Source organism: Symmachiella dynata (genome assembly GCF_007747995.1).
GTDB lineage: Bacteria > Planctomycetota > Planctomycetia > Planctomycetales > Planctomycetaceae > Symmachiella > Symmachiella dynata.
Genome location: NZ_CP036276.1, coordinates 2303306 through 2323280 on the forward strand (window position 1 = coordinate 2303306; position 19975 = coordinate 2323280).

The following is a 19975-nucleotide window of genomic DNA, read 5'->3' on the forward strand; positions in this document are numbered from 1 at the left end:
AAGGGAAGACAAGGGCCTGGGTCGGGGTGACGTAATGCTTGATGCGGTACTATTGTTCTAGGACTCAGGAGGGAAAGAAAACTCAATAATCCTTTGCGTCTCTGCGCGAGGCCTTTCCCGTCTTTAAGGTTGGGGGTCGGTTTTCATGAACTCGCGCAGTAGCGTGGTGGCGTAGACGCCTGCGGGGAGGGTGAAATGGAAGCGGAGGCCGTCTGTGTCGGGTTCGACGCGTAGGTCGTCCGGGCGGATCAGGTATGGTCTTCGCGTGCCGGTGGTTAGCTTGGGGAATTGGGTGAAGGCGGCTTCGTTGATTCCGAATTGGTTGAGTATTTGCAATTCGCGATCACGGGCGGCGCCGGTGGGTTGGCGCATTTTGGGGCCGAACATGGGGCCGGTGAGGGTGATTTCTCCGGCGTCGAGTCGGGGTTGTTCAGCGGCGACATCTTCTACGACGAACGGTCCGCGCGACTCGACCACCTGCATCACATCGCCCGGCAGTACGCGGTGCAGCAAATCATCGTGCATTCGTTGTACGAGTGCCGCATTGAACAGTTCCGCTTGAGCGGCCGAGAGTGCCAGTTTGAGCAGGAACTTGCGTTTCTTATACGGAATGTCGCCCGCCCGTTTTTTGCCGCTGAGCAATTCAAAGCCGAGTTGCGAGGTTTCACGGGCCCGGCCGAAACGTTGTTCACCGAAATAATTAGGAAAACCCCAACGGCCGATCTGCTCGGCGATCGACTGTGCCTGCTCTGTGGCACCCGCATCGACGTCACGGATCAGGACCGAAAAGCGGTTGCCGCGGAGTTGTCCGGTGCGGAGTTTGTTGCCGTGCAAGGTCGACTGGAGAACGTGGATGTCGTCGGTCTCAATGTCGGTGATTTTGTCGGCAGCGCGGGCGGGGATGGAGACGTATTGTCTCGTGACGGCTTGCTTGTCCTTCATGCCGGCGACGCCGATGTCGCCGTTGGAGATGCCGAGTGTGCGGGCGATGTGTCGCGACAGTTCCGGAGCAGCAACGCCCCGTTTTTCGATCCACAAAAACAGATGTTCCCCCGTCCCACTCGGGAGATAAGCGGGGATTTCCTCGACGTCAAAGTCCTCGGGCTGCTGTTTGAGGCTGCCCCCAATTCCCGGGCAATCAGCAGTTAAAAACGGCAAATTCGACAAAATATCCCCTTGTACACCCTCAGTCGGCCGCAGCAGTGGGCAGCGGTCGAGCGGTTTGACATGTCCGTATTGATCCGCTAATAATGGGCGTTTCGCCCCGTTCGTCTAGAGGCCTAGGATACCGGGTTCTCAGTCCGGTGACACGGGTTCAAATCCCGTACGGGGTATTTTGTTGGGGGTTGTCTGAGCAATCCACAAAAAACAACGGCACCAGCGAGCATTGGCTGGTGCCGTTGTTTTTTTAGCTGCGGAGGTGATTTTCGACAGGATTCCTTGAGTGGCTCAGGCCACTCAGGCTGGTTGCCGCGTACCGGTTATTGTTGTGTGCGGCGGATGAGGTCGACTTCTTTTCGCATTTTCATCAGCTCGTTTTCGAGGGTGGCGACGCGCCAGCGAAGTTGGGTGGTGGGGTCACCGGACTGTGCTGCTTTGCCGGCAGCGGTGTCGAGTTGGGCCAAGGTGACATAAGCTTGAAGTTCTTTCAGCCGTTGTGAGGGGACCGTTCCGGGGTTGTCTTTATTGAGTGTCTCGGCATTGGCGAGTTCAGTTTGAGCAGCCTGCAATCGTTGTTCGGCTAAGGACAAGATGGCTGCGGTGCGGTCGAAACGTCCGCTGAGCTTTTCTTGTTTCAGAAGCTTTTGCCAGATTTGCACGGACCCGCGGTATTGGGCGAGCTGTTCGTCTGAAAACGTACGCGCCGATTCGCTGTTCATGTGCTCGGCATAGGCCAACTGAGCCTCGGCCAACTGCAGGTAGACCTGCGCATAGCTCGCAGCGGGCGATTTTTTCCCGGCGGGAGGATCTGCGGCATCGGTGGATCGCCAGTTCGTACCGACCACGAATGCGCCAGCTGTGAGGCAGGCGACAAGAACCGGCAAACGTGCTGTGCGGGTCAAGTGTGAGAATCGCGAAGCGCTGGAATCGTCAGTCGCGTTCGTCGTGGATGCGTGTTGGTTCCGGTCGGCCATGCTGCTAGCTCCTGTCAATGAGTGATTGGCGAGTATCAAAAATCTCAATCGGCGTGCCGAAGGGTTGGGTGTTCTATACACAATCTGAGCGCGTAGGCCAAGAGGGATGGGTATTGGTGGGGTTTCTGGTTTGTCTTTCGGGCGGTTTGGAGAAAAGCCTCACGCTAAGTCGCAGAACCGCAAAGGAGGCGCAGGTCGTGCTCGACGGCTAATTAGCCTGTGAGGTGAACATGGTATCGCTGCCGGTGAATGCGCGGATGCAAAATTCGTTTAGATCGATGGAATGCGGTTGCTTTGTTTCCGTACGCAACGAATCATCGATCAGTATTGGAGAGGCGCAATGTCAGGTAATTGGCGGCGGGCGTTCTTCTGGGCGATATTGTGGGGCGCGGTTGGTTTTTATGTACCGCGGGTGGTTGAACTTTTTCTCTACCCGATGCGATACGGCGTCAGAGGATTGAGTTCGTACTACCAACGTATGGCGTGGGAGGAACTTACCACCGATTTCTACTGGGGGCCTGCTTTGATTTTTGCGGAACTGTTTGGGTTAGCCGCCTTGGCGGCGTACCTGCCAAGTAAAGGACTGTGGCCTGCCTTTAAAAAACTGTGCCATTGGTTATGAAGGTTTCTGAGCGATTTTTGCAAGGAGATCTTTTAATGACGAAACGACGCAGGCGGCATTCGCCGCAGCAGATTGTGAAGAAGTTGCGTGACGCCGATGCGATGCTCAATGCCGGGCAAGACGAAGCGGTCGTGCTGCAGGCGCTGGAAGTCAGCCAAGCGACATTGGACCGTTGGCGGAAACAGTACGGCGGGATGAAGTCGGAGGAGGCGATGCGACTCAAGGCCTTGGAAGATGAGAACCGGCGGCTGAAGGAAATCGTGGCGGACCAGACGTTGGACATCAAGATGTTGAAACACCTTGCGGAGGGAAACTGGTAAGCCCTTCTCGAAAGCGTAGTGCCGTCCGTGAACTGCAACACACGTTTGCGGTGTCGGAGCGGCGAGCGTGCCACGTGGTGAAGCAGCCTCGTAGCAGCCAACGCTATGTGGCGCAACCGCGCGACGATGAGCATGGTTTGCTCAAGCGGATGCTGCAGTTGGTAGGCCGTCGTTCGCGGTTCGGTTATCGCCGCATCGCCCATTTGCTGCGTCGCGAAGGTTGGCGGGCGAGCGACACGCGGGTCTATCGGCTGTGGCGTCGAGAAGGGCTGAAAGTGCCGCAGAAGAAGCGTAAGAAACGCCGTCTGGGAACGACTGCCAATGGCTGTCACCGGCGAAAAGCGGCGTCCCAGAACGATGTGTGGGCGTGGGATTTTGTGTTCGATCGCACGGCGAGCGGCAGTCCGCTGAAGTGGTTGTCGATCGTCGACGAACACACCCGGGAGTGTTTGGCTTTGAAAGTGGATCGCAGCATTACAAGTGAAGATGTGATCGACACGCTGGCGGAATTGTTCGCCATGCGGGGCGTGCCGCGTCATGTTCGCAGCGACAATGGTCCGGAGTTTGTGGCGCAGGCGCTTCGGAGTTGGTTAGGACAGTTGGGCGTGGAGGCGTTGTACATCGCGCCGGGCAGTCCGTGGGAGAATGGTTTTGCGGAAAGCTTTCACAGCCGGTTTCGTGATGAGTTTTTAGCGACCGAGGAGTTTGAAAGTTTGCGAGCGGCACGACAGCTGACAACAGTTTGGCGTGAAGATTACAACGAGCATCGGCCACACAGTTCACTGGGATATTTGACGCCGGCGGAGTTTGGGCAGAGGTTGACCTCAGCTCGAACTCGACAAACGGGGTCCGCCCCGCCCACCATCGCCGCCCCCTCGGCCCCTCCCGCTACGCAGGCCGAGGCGACAGCGAAGGCGAACGGGGCTCACGAAGCTTCCGATGAAAAACAGGACGTGCTTTACCTAACCCGATCTTCATAAGCGGTGGTACAGGAATTTGATGCAGGTCAACTGCATTTTGGTCGTTCGCTCATGGTTGTCATAGGGACGACGTTTATTCCGACAATTGTGGTGGCAGACCAAGGATGGAGCGGCATGAATAATTCCTTAGGTTACGCCAAGACACTTCGCAATTGCCAAATCACCGTCGTGATCACAGGCGTTGTGGGGTTCATCATTGCGCTGTGTATGGGGAGCGAACGGCCGGGACCGATTGATTGTGAAGAGACGGAGTGATTTGTTTCGTGACGAAAAAATCAGTCACGTAGGGCCTCTTGAGTTTAGCCCATCCTGTTTATACGGAATCGAGCCGTTATATTTCACCCAATACCGCGTCTCATCAATAAGCAAGAAAGCGAGGATTCTTAGGACCGTGATAAGTGAGTGAACGGTGTGTGGACAATGAGCAATAAGATGCCGCAGATATTCAAAGTTATTGCACTCTGGACGAACGGGATATTTATCGCCATATCGTTATTCCTGAGTATGTTTTATCTGGTTGCTGATATCGGACCGAGCGAGGCCTTTATGGGGTTTGCTTCGATACTCGTTCTTGTCCTGGCCGCTGCATCCGTCATCGCCGCCCTTAGTACGACCAAACAGATCGCAGCATTGTTCGTACTCGGGTACGGTGCAGTGTGTCTCTTCGTTGGCGTTGCGGGATGGATATGGATCGAGCATTTTGAGTTGTACAGCCAACTGTCACCGCCGATGGAGACGGTAATACTCGGGCTCCTTTCTGCCGTTGACATCACAGCACTTTTAACGAATAGGCCAATTCAAATCGTCTCTTTGCTGCGTCATCGGGTGGCAAGTTACATGCTGTTAGGCGGAGTTGTCATCACTGTATGTGTCGTCGCTCAGATTGCGATAAAGTATGTCCCTCGCATTTCGAGTCAATATGCATCTGCAGAACATTTCTTGCAGCTGGGGGGTGGCGTGCAGTGGGAGGATGGATGGGTCGCAGGGGTTTATTTGAAGGGGACGAACACTACCGATGAAGATCTAGGTTATTTAAAAGATTTTCCCAAGCTCCAATCCCTGTACCTGAGTAATACGCAGGTCACTGATGCCGGTCTTGTTCACATATCAGACCAGCGTTCACTTGCTCATCTCTACTTGTGCGAAACGGCGATCACTGACAAAGGGCTGCAACAAATTTCATCGCTCACAGGGCTCCGAAACCTTTGGCTGAGTAGGACGCAGGTTTCGGATGCGGGGTTAAAATATCTGGAGGGAATGACCGAGATAGGATATTTGGACTTGGGGAATACAAAGGTCACCGATGCAGGGCTGGTGCACCTCTATGACATGAAGCGAATGTATTATTTGGGATTGCCGGGAACGGCCGTCACGGAATCGGGACTAAGAAAAATTGGAAATGTCATTCCAGGTCTGTCTGCGTATAACGGAACAGTCAGTATTGGGCGATAGCTTAAATTTCCATAGACTGAATTGATGCGCATTATTTAAAGTTAGCTGGGCGGCAGGAATCAATCGCGCCTCGTCATGCACAGCATGACCTACGTTCTCTCTGCGCCTCGGCGTCTCTGCGCGCCATTTCTATCGAACAGGCATCCGCGCCAGTATCATTCCCCACCCAACTCCCGCAATAACCCAATCGCCGCGTCCACCATCTTTTCGCCGCTGCCGGTTTGAACGCGGGAGTTCACTGTTTCGTAGCTGCCTTCGGCGAAGGCTTTTTGGGTGGGGATGTAGCCGGGGGCGTCGTTGGTGAGTTCGATGACCAACGTCGTTTTGAAGGGCGAGGCGTGTTTGATCGCCATGCCGAATTCGACGAAGACTTCGCCGGGGAGTGTGACGATGGCGACGTCTTTGCTTAGGCGGAAGGCTTGGATTTCCAGCGGAATTGTGTCGCCGCCGCGCAAGGCCAGAGCGGCGATTTTGTAGGTTTCGACGCGTTTCAGGAAAGGAACTTTTCGGTCGGCGACGCTGTCCATCGCTTGGGCGGAGGCTTGGGTTTGTTCGGCGGTGTATTTTTGTAATGGGGCGTGGTAGACGGTTTGGCGGACGGCGAGTTCGGGGGCTTTGATGGGGGTCAGTGATTTGAGGCCCTGGCTGACCGATTCAGCGAGCAGACCGCCGATTTCGGGAGCTTTGCGGCGTTTGGGGGCGGTGACGTCGACATGGTTAATGTCACCACAGGTACCAATTCCGAAGAGAGAGAGAAAGTCCTCGCCGTATTCCGCTTGCAATTTGTCCTGCAGATGTTTGGGGTAGTCTCCGGAATATTTCGTGCCACCGATGGTGTCCAGATGCAGTGCGAACGAGACGACTGCGGCGAACGGTTTTTTATCGCCCGGCTTGGCCAGGCTGATTAACCCGACTTCGGGGTCGATCGGTCCGGCGGCGCGGATGATATTGGGGTTTTTGTAGCCGGGGTTAAAACGGACCGGGCCGTTTTTCATGTGAAAGCGACGGTTGAAGGAGATTCGTTTTTCCTGGGCATAGCCGGCAGCTAAGTCGACAGGCTGCAGCGCGGCTTGGGCCTGCTTGATGGCGGCGACGAGTTTTTCGACGAGTTGCGCGGGATAGTCCACGGTTTCGTAGATGTCCCGGCCCTGTTCTTCAACCGTTTTTTTATGAAAGTGTGCGCGCAGCGCGCCGAAGTAGAGCGGGCCGGTATGAGAGTGTGTGGCGGCGATGGCAATGTGTACGACGGGGATACCGGTCTGCTGTGCAGCGCGTTCGCGTGCTCGGCTAGAGACGTCGAGTGAGATCCCAACCATGTCGACGAAGACCAGTGCCGCGGACGTGTCGCCCTGTTGGAAGACGATGGCTTTGGCGTAGAGCGGATCGAGGATGCCGGTGCTGAGCCGCTCGCGGAAATATCCGCTCATGCGATAGGGGACCGGCGGTGTGACGTCGACCACGGCGATGCCGGCGGTGAGTGGCTCGGCAGAAGCAGCGGTGGGGAGCAGAGCAACGAGAAGAGTGGCGAACAACAGAAGCAGACGTTGGGACATAAGAAGCCTCGGGTTTGTGAACCGTTGAAACGGTTTTTAATGATTTATGCTGGCGGGGTATCGGTGGTGGGGTTGGGTGGTTCGGTGAGACCTTGTTTTTCACGTTCGAAGCGTTCGCGGTCAGCGCGAAACGAAGCGATGGCGTCACGAAAGCGTTGTTGTTCGTTTTGGAAGTGCTGCACGTCGGCTTGGAAACGGCGGTGGGCTTCTTGGAGTTTGCCCTTTTCGGTTTCCATGTGCTCGCGTTCGAAGACCAGTTCCGTGGCTGCCGCGTGCCGTTCTTGTTCCATGCGTGCTTTTTCAGCTTGGAAGGCTTTGACGGCTTCGCGGAAGCGTTGTTGTTCGGCGAGAAATTCCGGAGACGCCTCGCCTGTTGCACCGGCCGAAGTGGTGGGGGCGGGAGCGGCCTTTAATTGGGCGACTTGTTGTTCGAGTTCGCGTTTATCGGCTCGGAGTTGTTCTAGTTCAGCTTGCAGTCGAGCCTCGTCGGCCGAGACTTGTGCAATTTCCTGTTTGCTGGCTAGTTCAAATTTCGCGACGGCGGCGGTGAATTGCTGCTGGTCGATCCGCAGGCGTTCTTTTTCAGCTTTGTACTGCGCCAAATTGGCGTTCAAGGCTTCGCGGTCGTTGAGGAGTTTTTCTTGCCCGGCCAGCAGTTGCTCGTTCCGTTTTTGCAACTCCGCCTGCGATTCTGATTGGGATTGTTCACGCTGAGCATGGAGCGATTCCCGCTCCTGATTCAACTGTTGCTTGAGCGATTCGATTTCTTGCCGCTCTTGTGTGAGTTGTTGGGAACGTTCTTCCACTTCTGCTTGAATACGGGTGCATTCCTCACGCTGGGTTTCTAGTTGCTGCTGCGATTCCTTCAACGCCGCCAATTCCGATTCGTGGGATTCCCGTTGCGCCGCAGCGGCGGGGAGGGCGTTCAGTTCAAAATCGGTGACGCGTTGGTTGAATTCGTTTTGTTCCGCAGCCAAGGCGTCGCGCTCAGCTTGCAATTGTTGGCTTTGCTGAGCAACGGCCTCTTGTTGGGATCGGAGAGCTTGTTCTTGTTCGGCGTAATTCGCGGTTTGTGATGTTAACTCTTGCTGCTGTTGGTCCAACTCCGCACGTTGCTCATCCAGTTTTGCTTGTTGCTGTTGCAATTCTTCCTTTTGCGCCTGCAAAGTTGCCTGTTCGTTGTTTAGCTGCGTTTGCTGTTCGTCGAGTTGTTCCGCTTGGGTGGAATGTTGTTGTTGATTGGCGGCGAAGGCGGCGATTTGCTCTTCGAGTTCGTTACGTTTGTGTTGCAACTCATCGTTTTGACTTTGCCATTGTTCGCGGTCTTGTTGGAAGGTCTGTTGTTCCTGTTTCAGCTGTTCGCGCTGCTGGTTGAGCGATTCTCGGTCGGCTTCGAGTGTTTCTTGTTGTTGCGTGATTGTCGCGGAGCGTTCCTCGAATTCGGCGATTTGAGACTGCAGTTCGTCTTGTTCCGCTTCGAGATCGGCCGCTTTGACGTCGAGGGCGGCACGTTCTTGGTTCAGTTGCTGCTGTAGTTGCTCGAGTTCCGCGGCCCGCGAGGTGTGTCCTTCTTGGTCGGCGGCGATGGCGGCGAGTTGGGCTTGCGCGGTTTGTTGTTCTGCAGAGTGGGCGGCGATTTGTTCTTCCAACGCACTACGCTGTGCGTCGAGTTGTTGCCGTTCGGCCTCAAGTTGCTGTTTGGTTTGATTTGACTCAGCGGCTGCGGCTTCGAGTTCTTGCCGTTGGGATTCGAATTCTTTTTGCTCGGCTTCAAGCGTGGCGCGGGCTGCGGCGATTTCTTGCTGGGCGGCTGCCGTCTCGGCGACACCGGTCTCGGTTTGCGCTAACTTCTCTTCCAACTCGGCAAGTTGGTTGCCCATGTTGAGTTGTTCGGCGAGGATCGTTTTCCGTTCTTCTTGAAGCTTTGCCTTTTCGGCTTCGAGGCTGTCGCGCAGGGCCTCGATTTCTTGGCACCGTTGGGCGTGTTCGGCGTGGAGTGTTTCGCGTTCTTCGGCCAGCTCTTGTTTATCGGTTCTGAGCAAAAGATGCGCTTCTTGAAGTTTGTCGCGTTCGTTTTGCGATTCGACTTGGAATTCCTGTTGCTGGCGTTCCAGTTCGGCCCATTGTTCGTCAAGCTCGCGATAGACGCGACCGGTCGAACTCGACATGGCGGACGAGCCGCGTGAACTGCCGGAGAAGTCGACTTGCGAATAGGCGGAGGCGGACAGGTCGTCGACGTCTCCGGAGAGGACTACATCCGGCGGATCTTCAACGTGGACCGGTGGAGAGTGTGCGTCGTCCATGTCGGGAAACGGCGGAAGGGCGTCGCTGGCGGAGAGTGAAAGAATATCTTGTTTGGCGGACTCGGCAGCGGCTGGGGGGACGTCTTCAAATTGCGGGCCGGTATATTTGATCCGCATGCGATAGCTTTGCACTTCGAAGTTGTCGCCATGCTCCAGCAAATGGCATTGGACGACTTTTTCGTTGACGAGTACGGTTTGGCGATTGAGCAGATCGATGATCCACATGCCCTGACGGGTTCGCAGCAGCGAGCAATGCACGCGGGGGTTGCCGCCGGCGATGCGGATCTTGCAGCCCGAGACCTTGCCGGCCAAGGTGAGCATGCGGCTGACAGGCCAAAACGTGTTGTTGCCGTCATTGCGAATGAACTCGAATTCCGCTTCCGGCAGCGGCCCGATTTCGTCCTCATAACGATTCAACGGATTGAGATTGCCCAGCGTCAGTGTGGAAGCCTGACTGGCGATCGGGTCGTCGGGGTCGATCTCGATGTAGTAGGTGCCCATACGGACGCGGCGGCCTGGGATCAGCCAATCAGCGCGGCGCTGGCCACCGGCCCAATGTGTGCCGTTACGGCTGCCCAAATCGATACAAAAAACGTTGCCATCGATGACCTGCAGATACGCGTGCCGGGAGCTGACTTTGGCGCAATCGAGTTGAATGTCGCAACTTGGGGTGCGTCCGATGATGGCGTACGGCGTTTCAATGGTCTGGACCCAGGTCTCGTCGTTGCTGGAATCGGTGATTGCCAGCCGTATTGGCCCTTCAGCCCCCACCGCGCTGCGCAATAATTCAACGAGCTGGTCATCCACGATATTCGTTCCTCTCTCCACGTTGCACTGCCCTGGCACCGCTGCTGTTTCTGCCCTGCACGCATTCTGCATAGTAACGGTTGTATAAGTCAAGCACCGATCGTACCAACCGGGGAATGCCGGAAAATGACCGTCGTTTGAGGCCGGTTAGATCAAGTTGTGAACCGGGTTCTGGGGGGGCTGCGCGACGATTACGGGGTAGTCGTGATCGCCGAATTGACTTATCCGCCTGCCGGTATAAACTGGCCATTTTGGCTAAGGCCGCAAAGTCGCCGTAGGGGCGGGTTGCGAGCTACGTTCAACTAGTGACGGCATTTTTGTGAAGTGAGGTGATGCAGATGGCTCAAGCAGCGGACAAAGAACAATTTACGTTTCAAACTGAAATCAAACAACTGCTGCATTTGTTGTCGCATTCGTTGTATCAGAATCGCGAAATCACGATTCGTGAGCTCGTTTCCAACGCGTCGGACGCTCTGGACAAAATGCGATTCATTCAGGTCAACGAGGAACAGTATCGCGACGATGAAGACCTGGTCATTCGTCTGGAGCCCGACAGCGAGGGGCGGACGCTGTCGATCGTCGACAACGGCATCGGGCTGACCCACGATGAATTGATTTCGAATCTGGGAACAATCGCGCACAGCGGGTCGTTGGAATTTTTAAATAAGCTCTCGGGCGACGCTGCAGCGGATTTGTCGCTGATTGGGCAATTCGGTGTGGGATTTTATAGCGCGTTTATGTTGGCGGATCGAGTCGAGGTGATTACGCGGAGTTATCAAGAATCGACCGGTTGGCGGTGGGAGTCGGATGGAAGTGGTAGTTTCACGATTGAGCCGGCCGAAGATCTGCCGCGGGGGACGACCGTCAAATTGCACCTCAAGGAAGGGTATGATGAGTTCTCGCAAGAGGAACGCCTGAAGTACATCATCCGCAAGCATTCGACGTTTGTGCCGCATCCGGTTCGACTGGGCGACGAACAACTCAATGAACAACGCGCGGTTTGGGCGGAGCCGAAAAGCCAACTCGACGACGAGGCGTATGACAAGTTTTATCAATACCTGACGCATCGCGGAGATGAGTCGCCGTTGTGGCGGTTGCATCTTTCGTCCGATTCGCCCATTCAATTCCACACCTTGGTCTACTGCCCGGCCACAAATCTGGAGTCGATGGGCTTCGGGCGCGTGGAGCATGGCATGCACCTGTGCGCGAAGCGGATTTTGGTGCAGGATGATTGTCGCGAATTGGTGCCGGAATACATGCGGTTTTTGTATGGCATTGTCGACTCGGCGGATCTGCCGTTGAATGTGTCGCGACAAGCGCTGCAGGACGACACGATCTTTCGCAAGATTCGCAAGGTGCTCGTCAAACGGGTGTTGGACCATTTGACCAAAATGGCCGAACAGCAACCGGAAGAGTATTTGACGTTCTATCGCCAGTTCGGCACGATTTTGCGGGAAGGGGTTAGCACCGATTTTGAAAACCGCGAAAAAATTGCCGGCCTGATGCGGTTCCAATCGTCGCACGACGACGCCGGAGACAAATTGACGTCGTTGGGCGAATACATCGAGCGTGCCGGTGAGGATCAAAAGCAGATTTACTATCTGGGCGGCGCGGATCTCTCGGCGATTGAGAAGAACCCGAACTTGGAGATTTTCCGCAAGAAGAAGCTGGAAGTCTTGTATCTGGCCGATCCGGTCGACGAAATCATGCTTTCCAACCTAATGACCTACGACGGCAAACAGTTGACCTCGATTGACGCAGCCGACTTGGCGTTTCCGGAAGACGAAGAGACGGATAAGTCCGAGGATGAGACGCCTGCGGAGGAAAAAGACGAAAGCAGCACGCCCGGATTCGAAAAGGTCGTGTCGCTGTTCAAAGAAGCGCTGGGGGATATGGCGGAGGACGTACGGGCTTCCAAGCGGCTGACCGACAGCCCGGTCTGCTTGGTCAATCCCGAAGGGGCCATGAGCACGCAGATGCAAAAAGTGCTGCGGATGAGCAACAAGGATTTCCAGATGGCCAAACGGATCCTGGAAATCAACCCGTCCGCTCCGCTGATCAAACGCTTGAGTGATCTTTCGGGCAATAGCGACCACAGCGAATTCATCCGCCAATGCGCCCGGCAGTTGTTTGACAACGCCATGTTGCTGGAAGGATTGCCGCCCAGCGTCGAGGATGTCGTGACCCGCACACAGCAGTTTATGTCGGAATTGGCGGAGAAGCGGTCGCCGATTATTACGTAATAGAATCCCGTATGAGCTGTTGGGTATCCTTCAGACAGTGTCGAGTGACGAATCGTGGCCGCGAGTGTTCGTTCTTGACGGCGGGAGCGGCGCGTGAGACAATTGGCTGTCGTGATATATTTTTTATCGCGGTCGCTTTGCCGTTCTGAAAAGTCGATTTGAAATGGGAGAGATAGAGTCATGACCTGTAAACCGTTGTTACTGGCCGGCTGCCTCACGATTTTGGCTGCGACGCCCGGTTTCGGGGCTGAGATTTCCGGCGAATATCTCGAAGCCCGTTCGTGTGATGTTTGGACGGGACCCTGTTTCGCGAATGGAGAAATCGGCTTGTCAGGCAAAGAAGCGGTCTTAGCTTGGAAAGTCGACAAAGGTTCCTGGCAAGGTGTCGAGTTGAAAAACCTGTCCGCGGTCTTGGTGATCAAAGGCGAAGACACGCTCGGTTTTGGCGGATCATTCCGCATCAGTCCCGATCCGATCGAGTCAGTCATATTGGTCGATAAAAAAGCGAATCAGCAACAACGCGATGCGCTGGTCGCTTTTGTGAAGTACTCGGCCAAAAAACTAACCCAACACGTCAAACGGGTCGAATCGACCGACATTCAATTCAAAAACGACCACGTCGAAGGAGTGGGTGTTTTGAAGGCGGGCGATTTGGCGGAAATTGAAACGCGCGAACTGAGGCATGGTGATTGTATTTGCACCAACGAAGATATTTTTTATCCGCCACTGACCGATGTCGACAATTACCACCCGGCCTTTACCAAGCAACTCAAATATACGGGTAAGGGATTGAACCAGACGTGGGAACTCCCGGGTCAACGGAGTGCTTTTTTGGCCACGTTCGAAAAATAACGGGGGCAAACAGAACTATTTAAATGATTGATTTTTCGAGCGGGATGTCCGGTATTACCGGCTCCCGCTCTTTTATTATCCGCATCGCACCCGCTTTACCTGTAACCGAGCCGCGAGTCTGCGTACAATGAACACGACGTATCGGGCATTGACGGCGTCTCTCGTGGAGTTGTCGATGCGGTCTTACTCTAGAGATATTTGCGACCATTGAGGTTTTGAGGATTGCATATGAAGTTTATTAGCACGCTTGCTGTCGGGTTTTGTCTGTTTGCCGGTCCATTAGTTGCGGCTGAGTCTTCGCACAAACTCAAGGAAGTGAAGGGCCTGCCTAAAGAGTTGTCGCCCAAAATTGCTGCGGTATTGCACGAGTCCGGACAACAAGTCACAGGGCCCGACGGCGCGCTCTGTGTGGTTTGGTTGGCGAAGGACTTGGCGGTGAAACCAAAATTCAAGCCGAGTCAGAGCGTGGCCTATCCGTTTACGCATGGGCAACTGTTGGGGGCGATTCAGTTTCCCGAAGGTTCGAGTGGTTTCGATTTTCGCTCGCAGGAAATCCCCACCGGCGTGTATACGCTGCGTTATGGTCAGCAACCCGAAGATGGCAACCATTTGGGGACTAGCGAAATTCGCGATTTCTGCATGGCGCTCCCGGCAGAGCACGACAAAGATCCCAAGCCGATCTTCAATCCGATGCAACTGAATGAGCAGTCGGCAGAGGCGGCCGGGTCGACACATCCGGCGATTTTTCTGATGAGCGCGCCTCCTGAAAAACCGGAGAAGGAATCGAAAATCATCCACGATGAAGACCACGACTTTCAGATTCTGCAGTTGACCACGACCGGCAAAGCGGCCGACAAGCCGGTTCCGTTGCTGGTGCGGATTGTGGTTGTGGGAGCGGGGGAATAGATGAGTCGCGCTATTTGGGGTTTGCTGTGGATCACAGCAGTGAGTTGCGCAGTCGAGGCGCGCGGTGAAGAGAAAAGCACACCCGCGCCTGCGGCAGCCGCTGAAGAGCAGTCGGAAAAACAGGACAAGGCCCGCAAGGAATTGCTGACCGGCCAAGTCAAGTTTCTCGGCCCGGCTCTGCGCGCTCGGGGCGTTAAAGCCTATGACGAGATGGACGAGCAGGTCGTGCTGATTGCCGAGAACGGAGACTTGGTTCCACTGGTGGCCGATTGGCGAGGCCGCGCGTTTTATCAGGATGAGCGTCTGCGGGATCGCAAGGTGCAACTGATCGTACGGCGCCGGCCTGATAATCCTTATGCGCAGGTGTTGATCGTCTATACCTTTGACGACAAGGGGGAGCGGAAATACACCGACTACTGGTGTGATATTTGTTCGATCCCCATGTACGAAATCAAAGAATGCGAGTGCTGTCAGGGACCGATTCGTCTGCGCTTCGAAGATCGCCCGCTGCCGTCGTATTTGCGGAAAGAGATAAGCCGCGATTCGCAGCGGCAGTCCAAGTCGGAGACTGACTCCGCCACTCCCGACGCCGATGACGATGATGGCAAGTAAACCTACTGCGTAGAAAGGTGCGTCGCGACGCACTCTACGTTTCACCGCTGACGAAGAAGCGTTATGGATTGGAATCTCAACGAACGAGCGCTGGCGGTGGTGGAGGGTCTGCTTCCCGCTGCTGAGCAATTGCGGGTTCAATCGCACTCAGTTCCTGGTGGGGGACGATTGATCGATTGTGGTGTGAACGTCAGCGGCGGACTGGGCGCCGGTTTGGCGCTGGCGCAGGTTTGCACGGCGGGGTTGGCGGAGGTCTCGATTATCCCGGGTGATATCGGCGGGGTCGGTTGTCCTTACGTGCAGGTGGCAACTGACAATCCCGTGGCTGCGTGCCTGTTGAGCCAGTATGCCGGCTGGCAGATCGCCGTTGAGAAGTTCTTCGGTATGGGATCGGGACCGATGCGCGCCGTGGCGGCTCGTGAGGATCTGTATGAGAAACTCGACTACCGCGAACAACCGTCGCAATGCATCGGGGTGTTGGAGGCAGATCAACTGCCCGATGAAAAGGTGTTTGCCTTCATCGCCGAACGCACCAATCTGGCTGCAGAGCAGATCACCTTATTCGTGGCGCCGACGGCGAGTATTGCCGGAAATTTCCAAGTCGTCGCCCGCGTTGTCGAGACCGCCTTGCACAAGCTCTTGGAACTTGGCTTTGACATGAGCCGGATTGTCAGCGGATATGGCACGACTCCGTTGTCGCCGGTGGCGGGGGATTTTCTCGCTGGAATCGGTCGCACGAATGACGCGATCCTCTATGGCGGACGCGTGACCTTATGGGTGACGGGAGATGACGATTCGTTATCTACAATTGGTCCGAAAGTTCCCTCGGTTTCCTCGCAGGCTTATGGGCAACCCTTTTTGGAAATCTTTGAAGCTGCGGGACGCGACTTTTATAAAATCGACCCCCATCTGTTTAGCCCGGCGGAAATCATGTTTCAAAACGTCGAGACCGGCAACGTGCAGCGGTTCGGTAACGTAGCGCCCGATATTCTCTCCCGGTCGTTTGGCTTTTAAGTATCTCTCGGGTGGCTGACGTTTGAATTCCATGCATATCGTCGTCTTAGCAAATGCCGACAGTTGGTACCGCCGCGACCTAGAACGGGCGGCGCACGTGCGGGGGCATCGGTTTTCCCGCGTTGATTTTCGGCGGCTCACAGCAACGGTCATTGCGAATGACTCGACCGTGCATGGCGACGATATTGTCTTATCCGATTGCGATGCTGTGATTGTGCGGACGATGCCGCCGGGGTCGTTGGAGCAGGTTGTGTTCCGCATGGATCTGTTGGCACAATTGGAATCAGCGGGGGTCACGGTACTCAATTCTCCGAAGGCCATAGAATGCGCGGTCGATAAATATTTGACCACGGCGCGATTGCAAGCGGCCGGTTTGCCCGTCCCGGCAACGGTGGTGTGCGAGAATTCCGAATCTGCGATGGCGGCGTATGATCAATTGGGGGGCGACGTGGTCGTCAAGCCGATCTTCGGGGCTGAGGGACGCGGGATATCTCGGGTCAGCGATCCCGATTTGGCGTTTCGCACGTTTCGCACATTGGAACGCACACAGTCGGTGTTGTATCTGCAGCGGTACGTCGATCACGATGGCTCGGATCTACGAGCGGTCGTGTTGGATGGTCGCGTGATCGGTTCCATGCGGCGGCACGGCAATGGAGATTACCGCACGAACGTCTCCCGCAGCGGCACGGCAACAGCGGTGGAATTGTCCGCCGACGAAGCCGAGTTGGCACTACGGGCCGCAGCAGCGACCGGGTGCCGGTTTGCCGGGATCGATCTGTTGTATGATAGCGACGGCCGCGTGTACGTCATCGAAGTGAATGCAGTCCCCGGCTGGCGGGCGCTGGCACGGGTTACGGGGGTGGATGTCGCGGGGGTGGTGATTTCGTCGTTGGAAGCTGGACGTTGATTGGATAATTGGTTTAAGGCAATCGACCTGCGGCCTGCAGCATGCGGCGCAGTTCAATGTTTTCAACCGTATTGAATCGCAGAATGTTTGTCGTGACGCGCCCAATCGCCGTTAACGCATTGATTCTGCCTTCGTTCAATCGAAAATGGTCCCCCCATTTATCACGGCGAGGATGAAATAACGGCGTCAGTTGTTCGGTGTTCGGATCAATCGACGCGATGTCACTTCCTTTAAAACGATTGCATAGAAAACATGCCCATGCCAAATTGTGGCTTTCAGTTTGTCCGCCATGTTTTATGGCGATAATATGGTCCGCTTCGTGCGAAAGCATCACATCGTCGAAATGGATCAAGCAGTATTCACAACGGTCGTTGGCGCGGCGACGGACCTCGGAGCGTAGCGCGGCGGGCACTTGTTCGCTCATGGTTGTTGTTGCCCGGCGAGCCGTGCTTTGACCAACCGCATCAACATCTCTGCCTGCTCAAACTGGTCCAACTCGCGTTGTTCGTCGGTGGAGATCGTGCCTGCATTGAGCCGGATCAGCAATTCGCGGGCACGTTCCTGGACGCTTGCGGAGGGGCGAAAAGCAAGCAATTGATCTTGCGTGGGATTCGATGCCAATAAATCGGCGATTTCCTCAAGCAGGCGAATCGGCTCTTGAACAATCGACATCGAACTCTTACCTTCCGAGAGAATGTTTGGCAACTCATGTTATTATCCGGGCAGGATTGCTCTGTCGTCAAGGGGAAATGGATCGCTGCCCCAGCAGCACTATCATGACAGCGACGGCACACTGAGATCTCGTTTTTGACGGCGGTATCTAATGGCAACCCGTGATGTTCAATAGGAATTCCCTATGTGTAACGGAAATTATCGGCTGATCTTCACCGCTGCATTGGGGAGCCTGTTATTCCTCGCAGCTTCAACTTTGGCCGACGAACCCAAACCGTCACCGCCGATCGAACGGTTGAGCGAGGAGGCGTGCCGGGCGGCTTCGCGTGTGTTTGACTACGACGCCAAGATTCCGTTGGAGTCGCGGATCGTCGAGAAGAAAACGGACGAGGATGGTTATGTGCGCGAGAAGGTCGTCTTTCGGGGAGCGGCTGGGGAGCTAGTGCCGGGGTATCTGCAACTTCCCCAGACCGAAGCGGAGCAGCATCCTTGTGTGTTGTTGTTGCATGGTTGGTCGGGGGCCAAGGACCGTTGGTTTGTCGATGGCGGCTATATGAGCGGCGGCCAAGTCCGCAAGGCACTGCTGGCGGCTGGGTATGCCATATTTGCCCTCGATGCCCAATGCCACGGGGATCGGATTGCGGTGAATGACTACGCGCCGGTCAATCATTATGAGGCCGAAGGTCCGCAGCCGCGCAAGGGGTATTTGATGTTGCCGGAGATTTATGCGCAGACGGTTAAGGACTATCGCCGCGGGATCGATTATCTGGCGTCGCGAGGAGATATCGACGTCGAGCGGATCGGCATGGTCGGTTATAGCATGGGAGGCACGCAGACGTTTCTGCTGACCGGCGTGGAGCCGCGAATCAAAGTCGCCGTCGCTTGCGTCGTCCCGGCAGAGCGGGATAAATACTCGCTGGTCGCGCCGCAGAATCAGACGTACGGAATTGGCGACCGCCCACTTTTGATGATCATGGGCCGCAGCGACACGATGTGTCCGGTCGATCATGCCCAACAATTACGGGCCATGCTGCCGGCGGAAACGTCCGAGCTGATTTTTATCGACGCGGGGCACAAACTCTCCCACGATTACGTGCCGCACGCGGTGCGGTGGGTAACGGAGCGGTTGTGAGGTGGTGCTAGTGTCGTTCCACTCGTCCGGCCCTACGAGTAAAAGAACCACGAAAAAAACGAAAGACACGAAAAAAGCTTCTGCTAATCATGCTCGGGTATCTAGGAATCTAATCCAAGGGATAAAGCTTTCCATCGTTTGTCTTTATTTATTATTTATTTTCGTGTGTTTCGTGCCTTTCGTGGTTTTATCCCGTCGTCGTGATTGGGCATAAGTCGCTCACTCCGGCGTGATTTTCACGATCAACACTTTGTTGTTGTCCCCCTTGCGTTTGCCGCGGGCCAGCATGCCTTCGCCACAGGTGACCCAGGATTCGTTACCGCTGATGCGGCAAGTGCCGGAGTTGCCCAAGGCGGCGTGATTTTCCGGGAGCAAAACGCGTTCGGTCTTGCGGATGACCCGTAAGGTTTTGGGGTCGACTTGTCCGAGAAACAACGGCGCGCGGTTCCGGATGATGTGGTCGTTGTTGGCGCCGCGACGGGTGTAAATCAAAAATAGTCCGTCGCCGACCGTCACCCAATGCTGCTGCGTGTTGTGACTTCCCAGCAACTTGCCGTCGTCAAACTTCCATTCCTGCGGGGGATCAAAATGGATACCGTCGCTGCCGCTGGTGACAAATGCGGAGCGGTCGGTGCGGAGTGTGAAGTAGAAATTGCCCTGGAACTCCTCCAGTGAGGGTTCATAAAATCCGCGGCGCTTGGGGAGGTTCAATTCTGAACCGTGTTCTTTGTACGTCAACGTCTTCCCGTCGAATCCGCAGCGCATCACAACGCTGGTGTAGTTGCGTTTTTTTGCATCCCGCTGATAGCGGACCGGCAGGAGGACGTCGCCGTCGGGCAGGTCGACGCGTTGATTGCAACCGGCATTGGGGGCGATGATGGGAAAACCGGCGTGATCTTTTTCCGGGGTTTTTAGAAACTTGAGCGGACCCCACTTGCGGGTTTGCGGATCCATGACCGCATAGGAGACGCGTTCACGGGTGAAGTTTTCTTTGGTGCCATCTTTGAAGTTAAAGGTCTTGCCCGTGATCAAGACTGTTTGGCTTGGGGCGTGCCATTTCGGCCACAAATCGCCTGGGGCGACTTCGTATCCGTCGGATTGTTCGTGGCGGCGGAGGGTGGGAATGATTTCCGGCTGCGACCAAATCTGCCCGCCGTCTTCGCTGAAGGTTTGATAGATATCGTGAAAATTGTGTGTCCCGGTTTTGCCCGTCTCGGACATTGTCGTGACGTAGTATGGTTTTTTCACGGGAACGTAAGCGGTGCGGGCTTGCCACCAGTCCCATTGATTCGTGCCGTTAATTGAAGTCAAGTTTTCGAATTTCAGCGGGACCGGTTCCACGGCCTGAGCGGTCACGGGTAATAGCGAAACGGACAGTGCGGTGATTATGAAATAATATTGGAGCATGGTCGTGGTTTCCTTGAAGTCGTTTCCGCAATCGTCCGGGATAGCAGGATTTACAAAT

19 protein-coding genes and 1 tRNA gene are annotated in these 19975 nt (G+C 55.4%); 13 read left to right on the forward strand and 7 right to left on the reverse strand.

Features of this window, described 5'->3' with window-relative positions:
* Nucleotides 1-123 precede the first annotated feature (123 nt).
* On the reverse strand, nt 124-1167 hold the full coding sequence (truD, locus tag Mal52_RS08845; RefSeq protein ID WP_197534763.1) for a tRNA pseudouridine(13) synthase TruD: 1044 nt from the start codon (nt 1165-1167) through the stop codon (nt 124-126).
* 94 nt (nt 1168-1261) lie between these two features.
* Here truD and Mal52_RS08850 point away from each other — a divergent pair.
* Nucleotides 1262-1334 (forward strand) — tRNA-Glu (locus Mal52_RS08850).
* Between the two features lie 147 nt (nt 1335-1481).
* Here the strand turns inward: Mal52_RS08850 and Mal52_RS08855 are convergent.
* Entirely contained in the window at nt 1482-2135 is a 654-nt protein-coding gene (locus tag Mal52_RS08855) for a hypothetical protein (RefSeq protein ID WP_145375503.1), read from the reverse strand.
* A 340-nt stretch (nt 2136-2475) separates the two neighbouring features.
* Between Mal52_RS08855 and Mal52_RS08860 the strand changes: the two genes are divergently transcribed.
* The 5 genes from Mal52_RS08860 to Mal52_RS08875 all read left to right on the forward strand — a co-directional run bounded on the left by Mal52_RS08860 (nt 2476) and on the right by Mal52_RS08875 (nt 5509).
* Nucleotides 2476-2757 (forward strand): hypothetical protein, encoded by a 282-nt coding sequence (locus tag Mal52_RS08860; protein ID WP_145375504.1) that lies wholly within the window; start codon nt 2476-2478, stop codon nt 2755-2757.
* Nucleotides 2758-2792: 35 nt separating this feature from the next.
* The gene (locus tag Mal52_RS08865; RefSeq protein WP_420824937.1) at nt 2793-3077 is read left to right on the forward strand and encodes a transposase; all 285 of its coding nucleotides are present in this window, start codon (nt 2793-2795) and stop codon (nt 3075-3077) included.
* A gap of 50 nt (nt 3078-3127) precedes the next feature.
* A complete protein-coding gene (locus Mal52_RS08870; protein ID WP_231962381.1) occupies nt 3128-4057 on the forward strand; it encodes an IS3 family transposase in 930 nt (309 codons plus the stop codon).
* Between the two features lie 114 nt (nt 4058-4171).
* Nucleotides 4172-4312: a hypothetical protein gene (locus tag Mal52_RS29675; RefSeq protein ID WP_197534764.1), complete on the forward strand. Its 141-nt coding sequence runs from the start codon at nt 4172-4174 to the stop codon at nt 4310-4312.
* A 165-nt stretch (nt 4313-4477) separates the two neighbouring features.
* Nucleotides 4478-5509, forward strand: coding sequence for a leucine-rich repeat domain-containing protein (locus Mal52_RS08875; RefSeq protein ID WP_145375506.1), 1032 nt, complete (start codon nt 4478-4480; stop codon nt 5507-5509).
* Nucleotides 5510-5664: 155 nt separating this feature from the next.
* Here Mal52_RS08875 and Mal52_RS08880 read toward each other — a convergent pair whose 3' ends face one another.
* Nucleotides 5665-7062 (reverse strand): neutral/alkaline non-lysosomal ceramidase N-terminal domain-containing protein, encoded by a 1398-nt coding sequence (locus tag Mal52_RS08880; RefSeq protein WP_145375507.1) that lies wholly within the window; start codon nt 7060-7062, stop codon nt 5665-5667.
* A gap of 44 nt (nt 7063-7106) precedes the next feature.
* Nucleotides 7107-10172 carry an FHA domain-containing protein gene (locus tag Mal52_RS08885; protein WP_197534765.1) on the reverse strand — a complete coding sequence of 1022 codons (3066 nt, stop codon included), beginning with the start codon at nt 10170-10172 and terminating at the stop codon, nt 7107-7109.
* A 338-nt stretch (nt 10173-10510) separates the two neighbouring features.
* Here Mal52_RS08885 and htpG point away from each other — a divergent pair, with 338 nt between their 5' ends.
* The 6 genes from htpG to Mal52_RS08915 all read left to right on the forward strand — a co-directional run bounded on the left by htpG (nt 10511) and on the right by Mal52_RS08915 (nt 16706).
* A complete protein-coding gene (gene htpG, locus Mal52_RS08890; RefSeq protein ID WP_145375509.1) occupies nt 10511-12415 on the forward strand; it encodes a molecular chaperone HtpG in 1905 nt (634 codons plus the stop codon).
* A gap of 180 nt (nt 12416-12595) precedes the next feature.
* The gene (locus Mal52_RS08895; RefSeq protein ID WP_145375510.1) at nt 12596-13267 is read left to right on the forward strand and encodes a DUF1326 domain-containing protein; all 672 of its coding nucleotides are present in this window, start codon (nt 12596-12598) and stop codon (nt 13265-13267) included.
* 228 nt (nt 13268-13495) lie between these two features.
* Nucleotides 13496-14173 carry a hypothetical protein gene (locus Mal52_RS08900; protein ID WP_145375511.1) on the forward strand — a complete coding sequence of 226 codons (678 nt, stop codon included), beginning with the start codon at nt 13496-13498 and terminating at the stop codon, nt 14171-14173.
* On the forward strand, nt 14174-14785 hold the full coding sequence (locus Mal52_RS08905) for a hypothetical protein (RefSeq protein ID WP_145375512.1): 612 nt from the start codon (nt 14174-14176) through the stop codon (nt 14783-14785).
* A 63-nt stretch (nt 14786-14848) separates the two neighbouring features.
* Nucleotides 14849-15799 (forward strand): methenyltetrahydromethanopterin cyclohydrolase, encoded by a 951-nt coding sequence (gene mch / locus Mal52_RS08910; protein WP_145375513.1) that lies wholly within the window; start codon nt 14849-14851, stop codon nt 15797-15799.
* Nucleotides 15800-15830: 31 nt separating this feature from the next.
* Nucleotides 15831-16706, forward strand: a complete 876-nt coding sequence (locus Mal52_RS08915) for an ATP-grasp domain-containing protein (protein WP_145375514.1) — start codon at nt 15831-15833, stop codon at nt 16704-16706.
* Nucleotides 16707-16719: 13 nt separating this feature from the next.
* On the opposite strand, the gene Mal52_RS08920 is transcribed toward Mal52_RS08915, so the two are convergent.
* Together Mal52_RS08920 and Mal52_RS08925 are read right to left on the reverse strand one after the other, a co-directional pair.
* Nucleotides 16720-17130 carry an HNH endonuclease gene (locus tag Mal52_RS08920; RefSeq protein ID WP_145375515.1) on the reverse strand — a complete coding sequence of 137 codons (411 nt, stop codon included), beginning with the start codon at nt 17128-17130 and terminating at the stop codon, nt 16720-16722.
* Nucleotides 17127-17378 (reverse strand): hypothetical protein, encoded by a 252-nt coding sequence (locus Mal52_RS08925; RefSeq protein ID WP_145375516.1) that lies wholly within the window; start codon nt 17376-17378, stop codon nt 17127-17129. The genes Mal52_RS08920 and Mal52_RS08925 overlap by 4 nt, the downstream gene beginning before the upstream one ends.
* A gap of 184 nt (nt 17379-17562) precedes the next feature.
* Here Mal52_RS08925 and Mal52_RS08930 point away from each other — a divergent pair, with 184 nt between their 5' ends.
* Complete coding sequence (locus tag Mal52_RS08930) at nt 17563-18510, forward strand: alpha/beta hydrolase family protein (RefSeq protein ID WP_145375517.1); 948 nt, start codon at nt 17563-17565, stop codon at nt 18508-18510.
* A gap of 219 nt (nt 18511-18729) precedes the next feature.
* Here Mal52_RS08930 and Mal52_RS08935 read toward each other — a convergent pair whose 3' ends face one another.
* On the reverse strand, nt 18730-19917 hold the full coding sequence (locus Mal52_RS08935; RefSeq protein ID WP_145375518.1) for an exo-alpha-sialidase: 1188 nt from the start codon (nt 19915-19917) through the stop codon (nt 18730-18732).
* Nucleotides 19918-19975: the final 58 nt, after the last annotated feature.

Excerpts from the sequence above, each read along its gene's own strand:
- Mal52_RS08855 (WP_145375503.1), bottom strand. The coding sequence starts at position 2,135 with ATGGCCGACCGGAACCAACACGCATCCACGACGAACGCGACTGACGAT.
- Mal52_RS08860 (WP_145375504.1), top strand. The coding sequence starts at position 2,476 with ATGTCAGGTAATTGGCGGCGGGCGTTCTTCTGGGCGATATTGTGGGGC.
- Mal52_RS08865 (WP_420824937.1), top strand. The coding sequence starts at position 2,793 with ATGACGAAACGACGCAGGCGGCATTCGCCGCAGCAGATTGTGAAGAAG.
- Mal52_RS29675 (WP_197534764.1), top strand. The coding sequence starts at position 4,172 with ATGAATAATTCCTTAGGTTACGCCAAGACACTTCGCAATTGCCAAATC.
- Mal52_RS08875 (WP_145375506.1), top strand. The coding sequence starts at position 4,478 with ATGAGCAATAAGATGCCGCAGATATTCAAAGTTATTGCACTCTGGACG.
- Mal52_RS08880 (WP_145375507.1), bottom strand. The coding sequence starts at position 7,062 with ATGTCCCAACGTCTGCTTCTGTTGTTCGCCACTCTTCTCGTTGCTCTG.
- htpG (WP_145375509.1), top strand. The coding sequence starts at position 10,511 with ATGGCTCAAGCAGCGGACAAAGAACAATTTACGTTTCAAACTGAAATC.
- Mal52_RS08895 (WP_145375510.1), top strand. The coding sequence starts at position 12,596 with ATGACCTGTAAACCGTTGTTACTGGCCGGCTGCCTCACGATTTTGGCT.
- Mal52_RS08900 (WP_145375511.1), top strand. The coding sequence starts at position 13,496 with ATGAAGTTTATTAGCACGCTTGCTGTCGGGTTTTGTCTGTTTGCCGGT.
- Mal52_RS08905 (WP_145375512.1), top strand. The coding sequence starts at position 14,174 with ATGAGTCGCGCTATTTGGGGTTTGCTGTGGATCACAGCAGTGAGTTGC.
- mch (WP_145375513.1), top strand. The coding sequence starts at position 14,849 with ATGGATTGGAATCTCAACGAACGAGCGCTGGCGGTGGTGGAGGGTCTG.
- Mal52_RS08915 (WP_145375514.1), top strand. The coding sequence starts at position 15,831 with ATGCATATCGTCGTCTTAGCAAATGCCGACAGTTGGTACCGCCGCGAC.
- Mal52_RS08920 (WP_145375515.1), bottom strand. The coding sequence starts at position 17,130 with ATGAGCGAACAAGTGCCCGCCGCGCTACGCTCCGAGGTCCGTCGCCGC.
- Mal52_RS08925 (WP_145375516.1), bottom strand. The coding sequence starts at position 17,378 with ATGTCGATTGTTCAAGAGCCGATTCGCCTGCTTGAGGAAATCGCCGAT.
- Mal52_RS08930 (WP_145375517.1), top strand. The coding sequence starts at position 17,563 with ATGTGTAACGGAAATTATCGGCTGATCTTCACCGCTGCATTGGGGAGC.
- Mal52_RS08935 (WP_145375518.1), bottom strand. The coding sequence starts at position 19,917 with ATGCTCCAATATTATTTCATAATCACCGCACTGTCCGTTTCGCTATTA.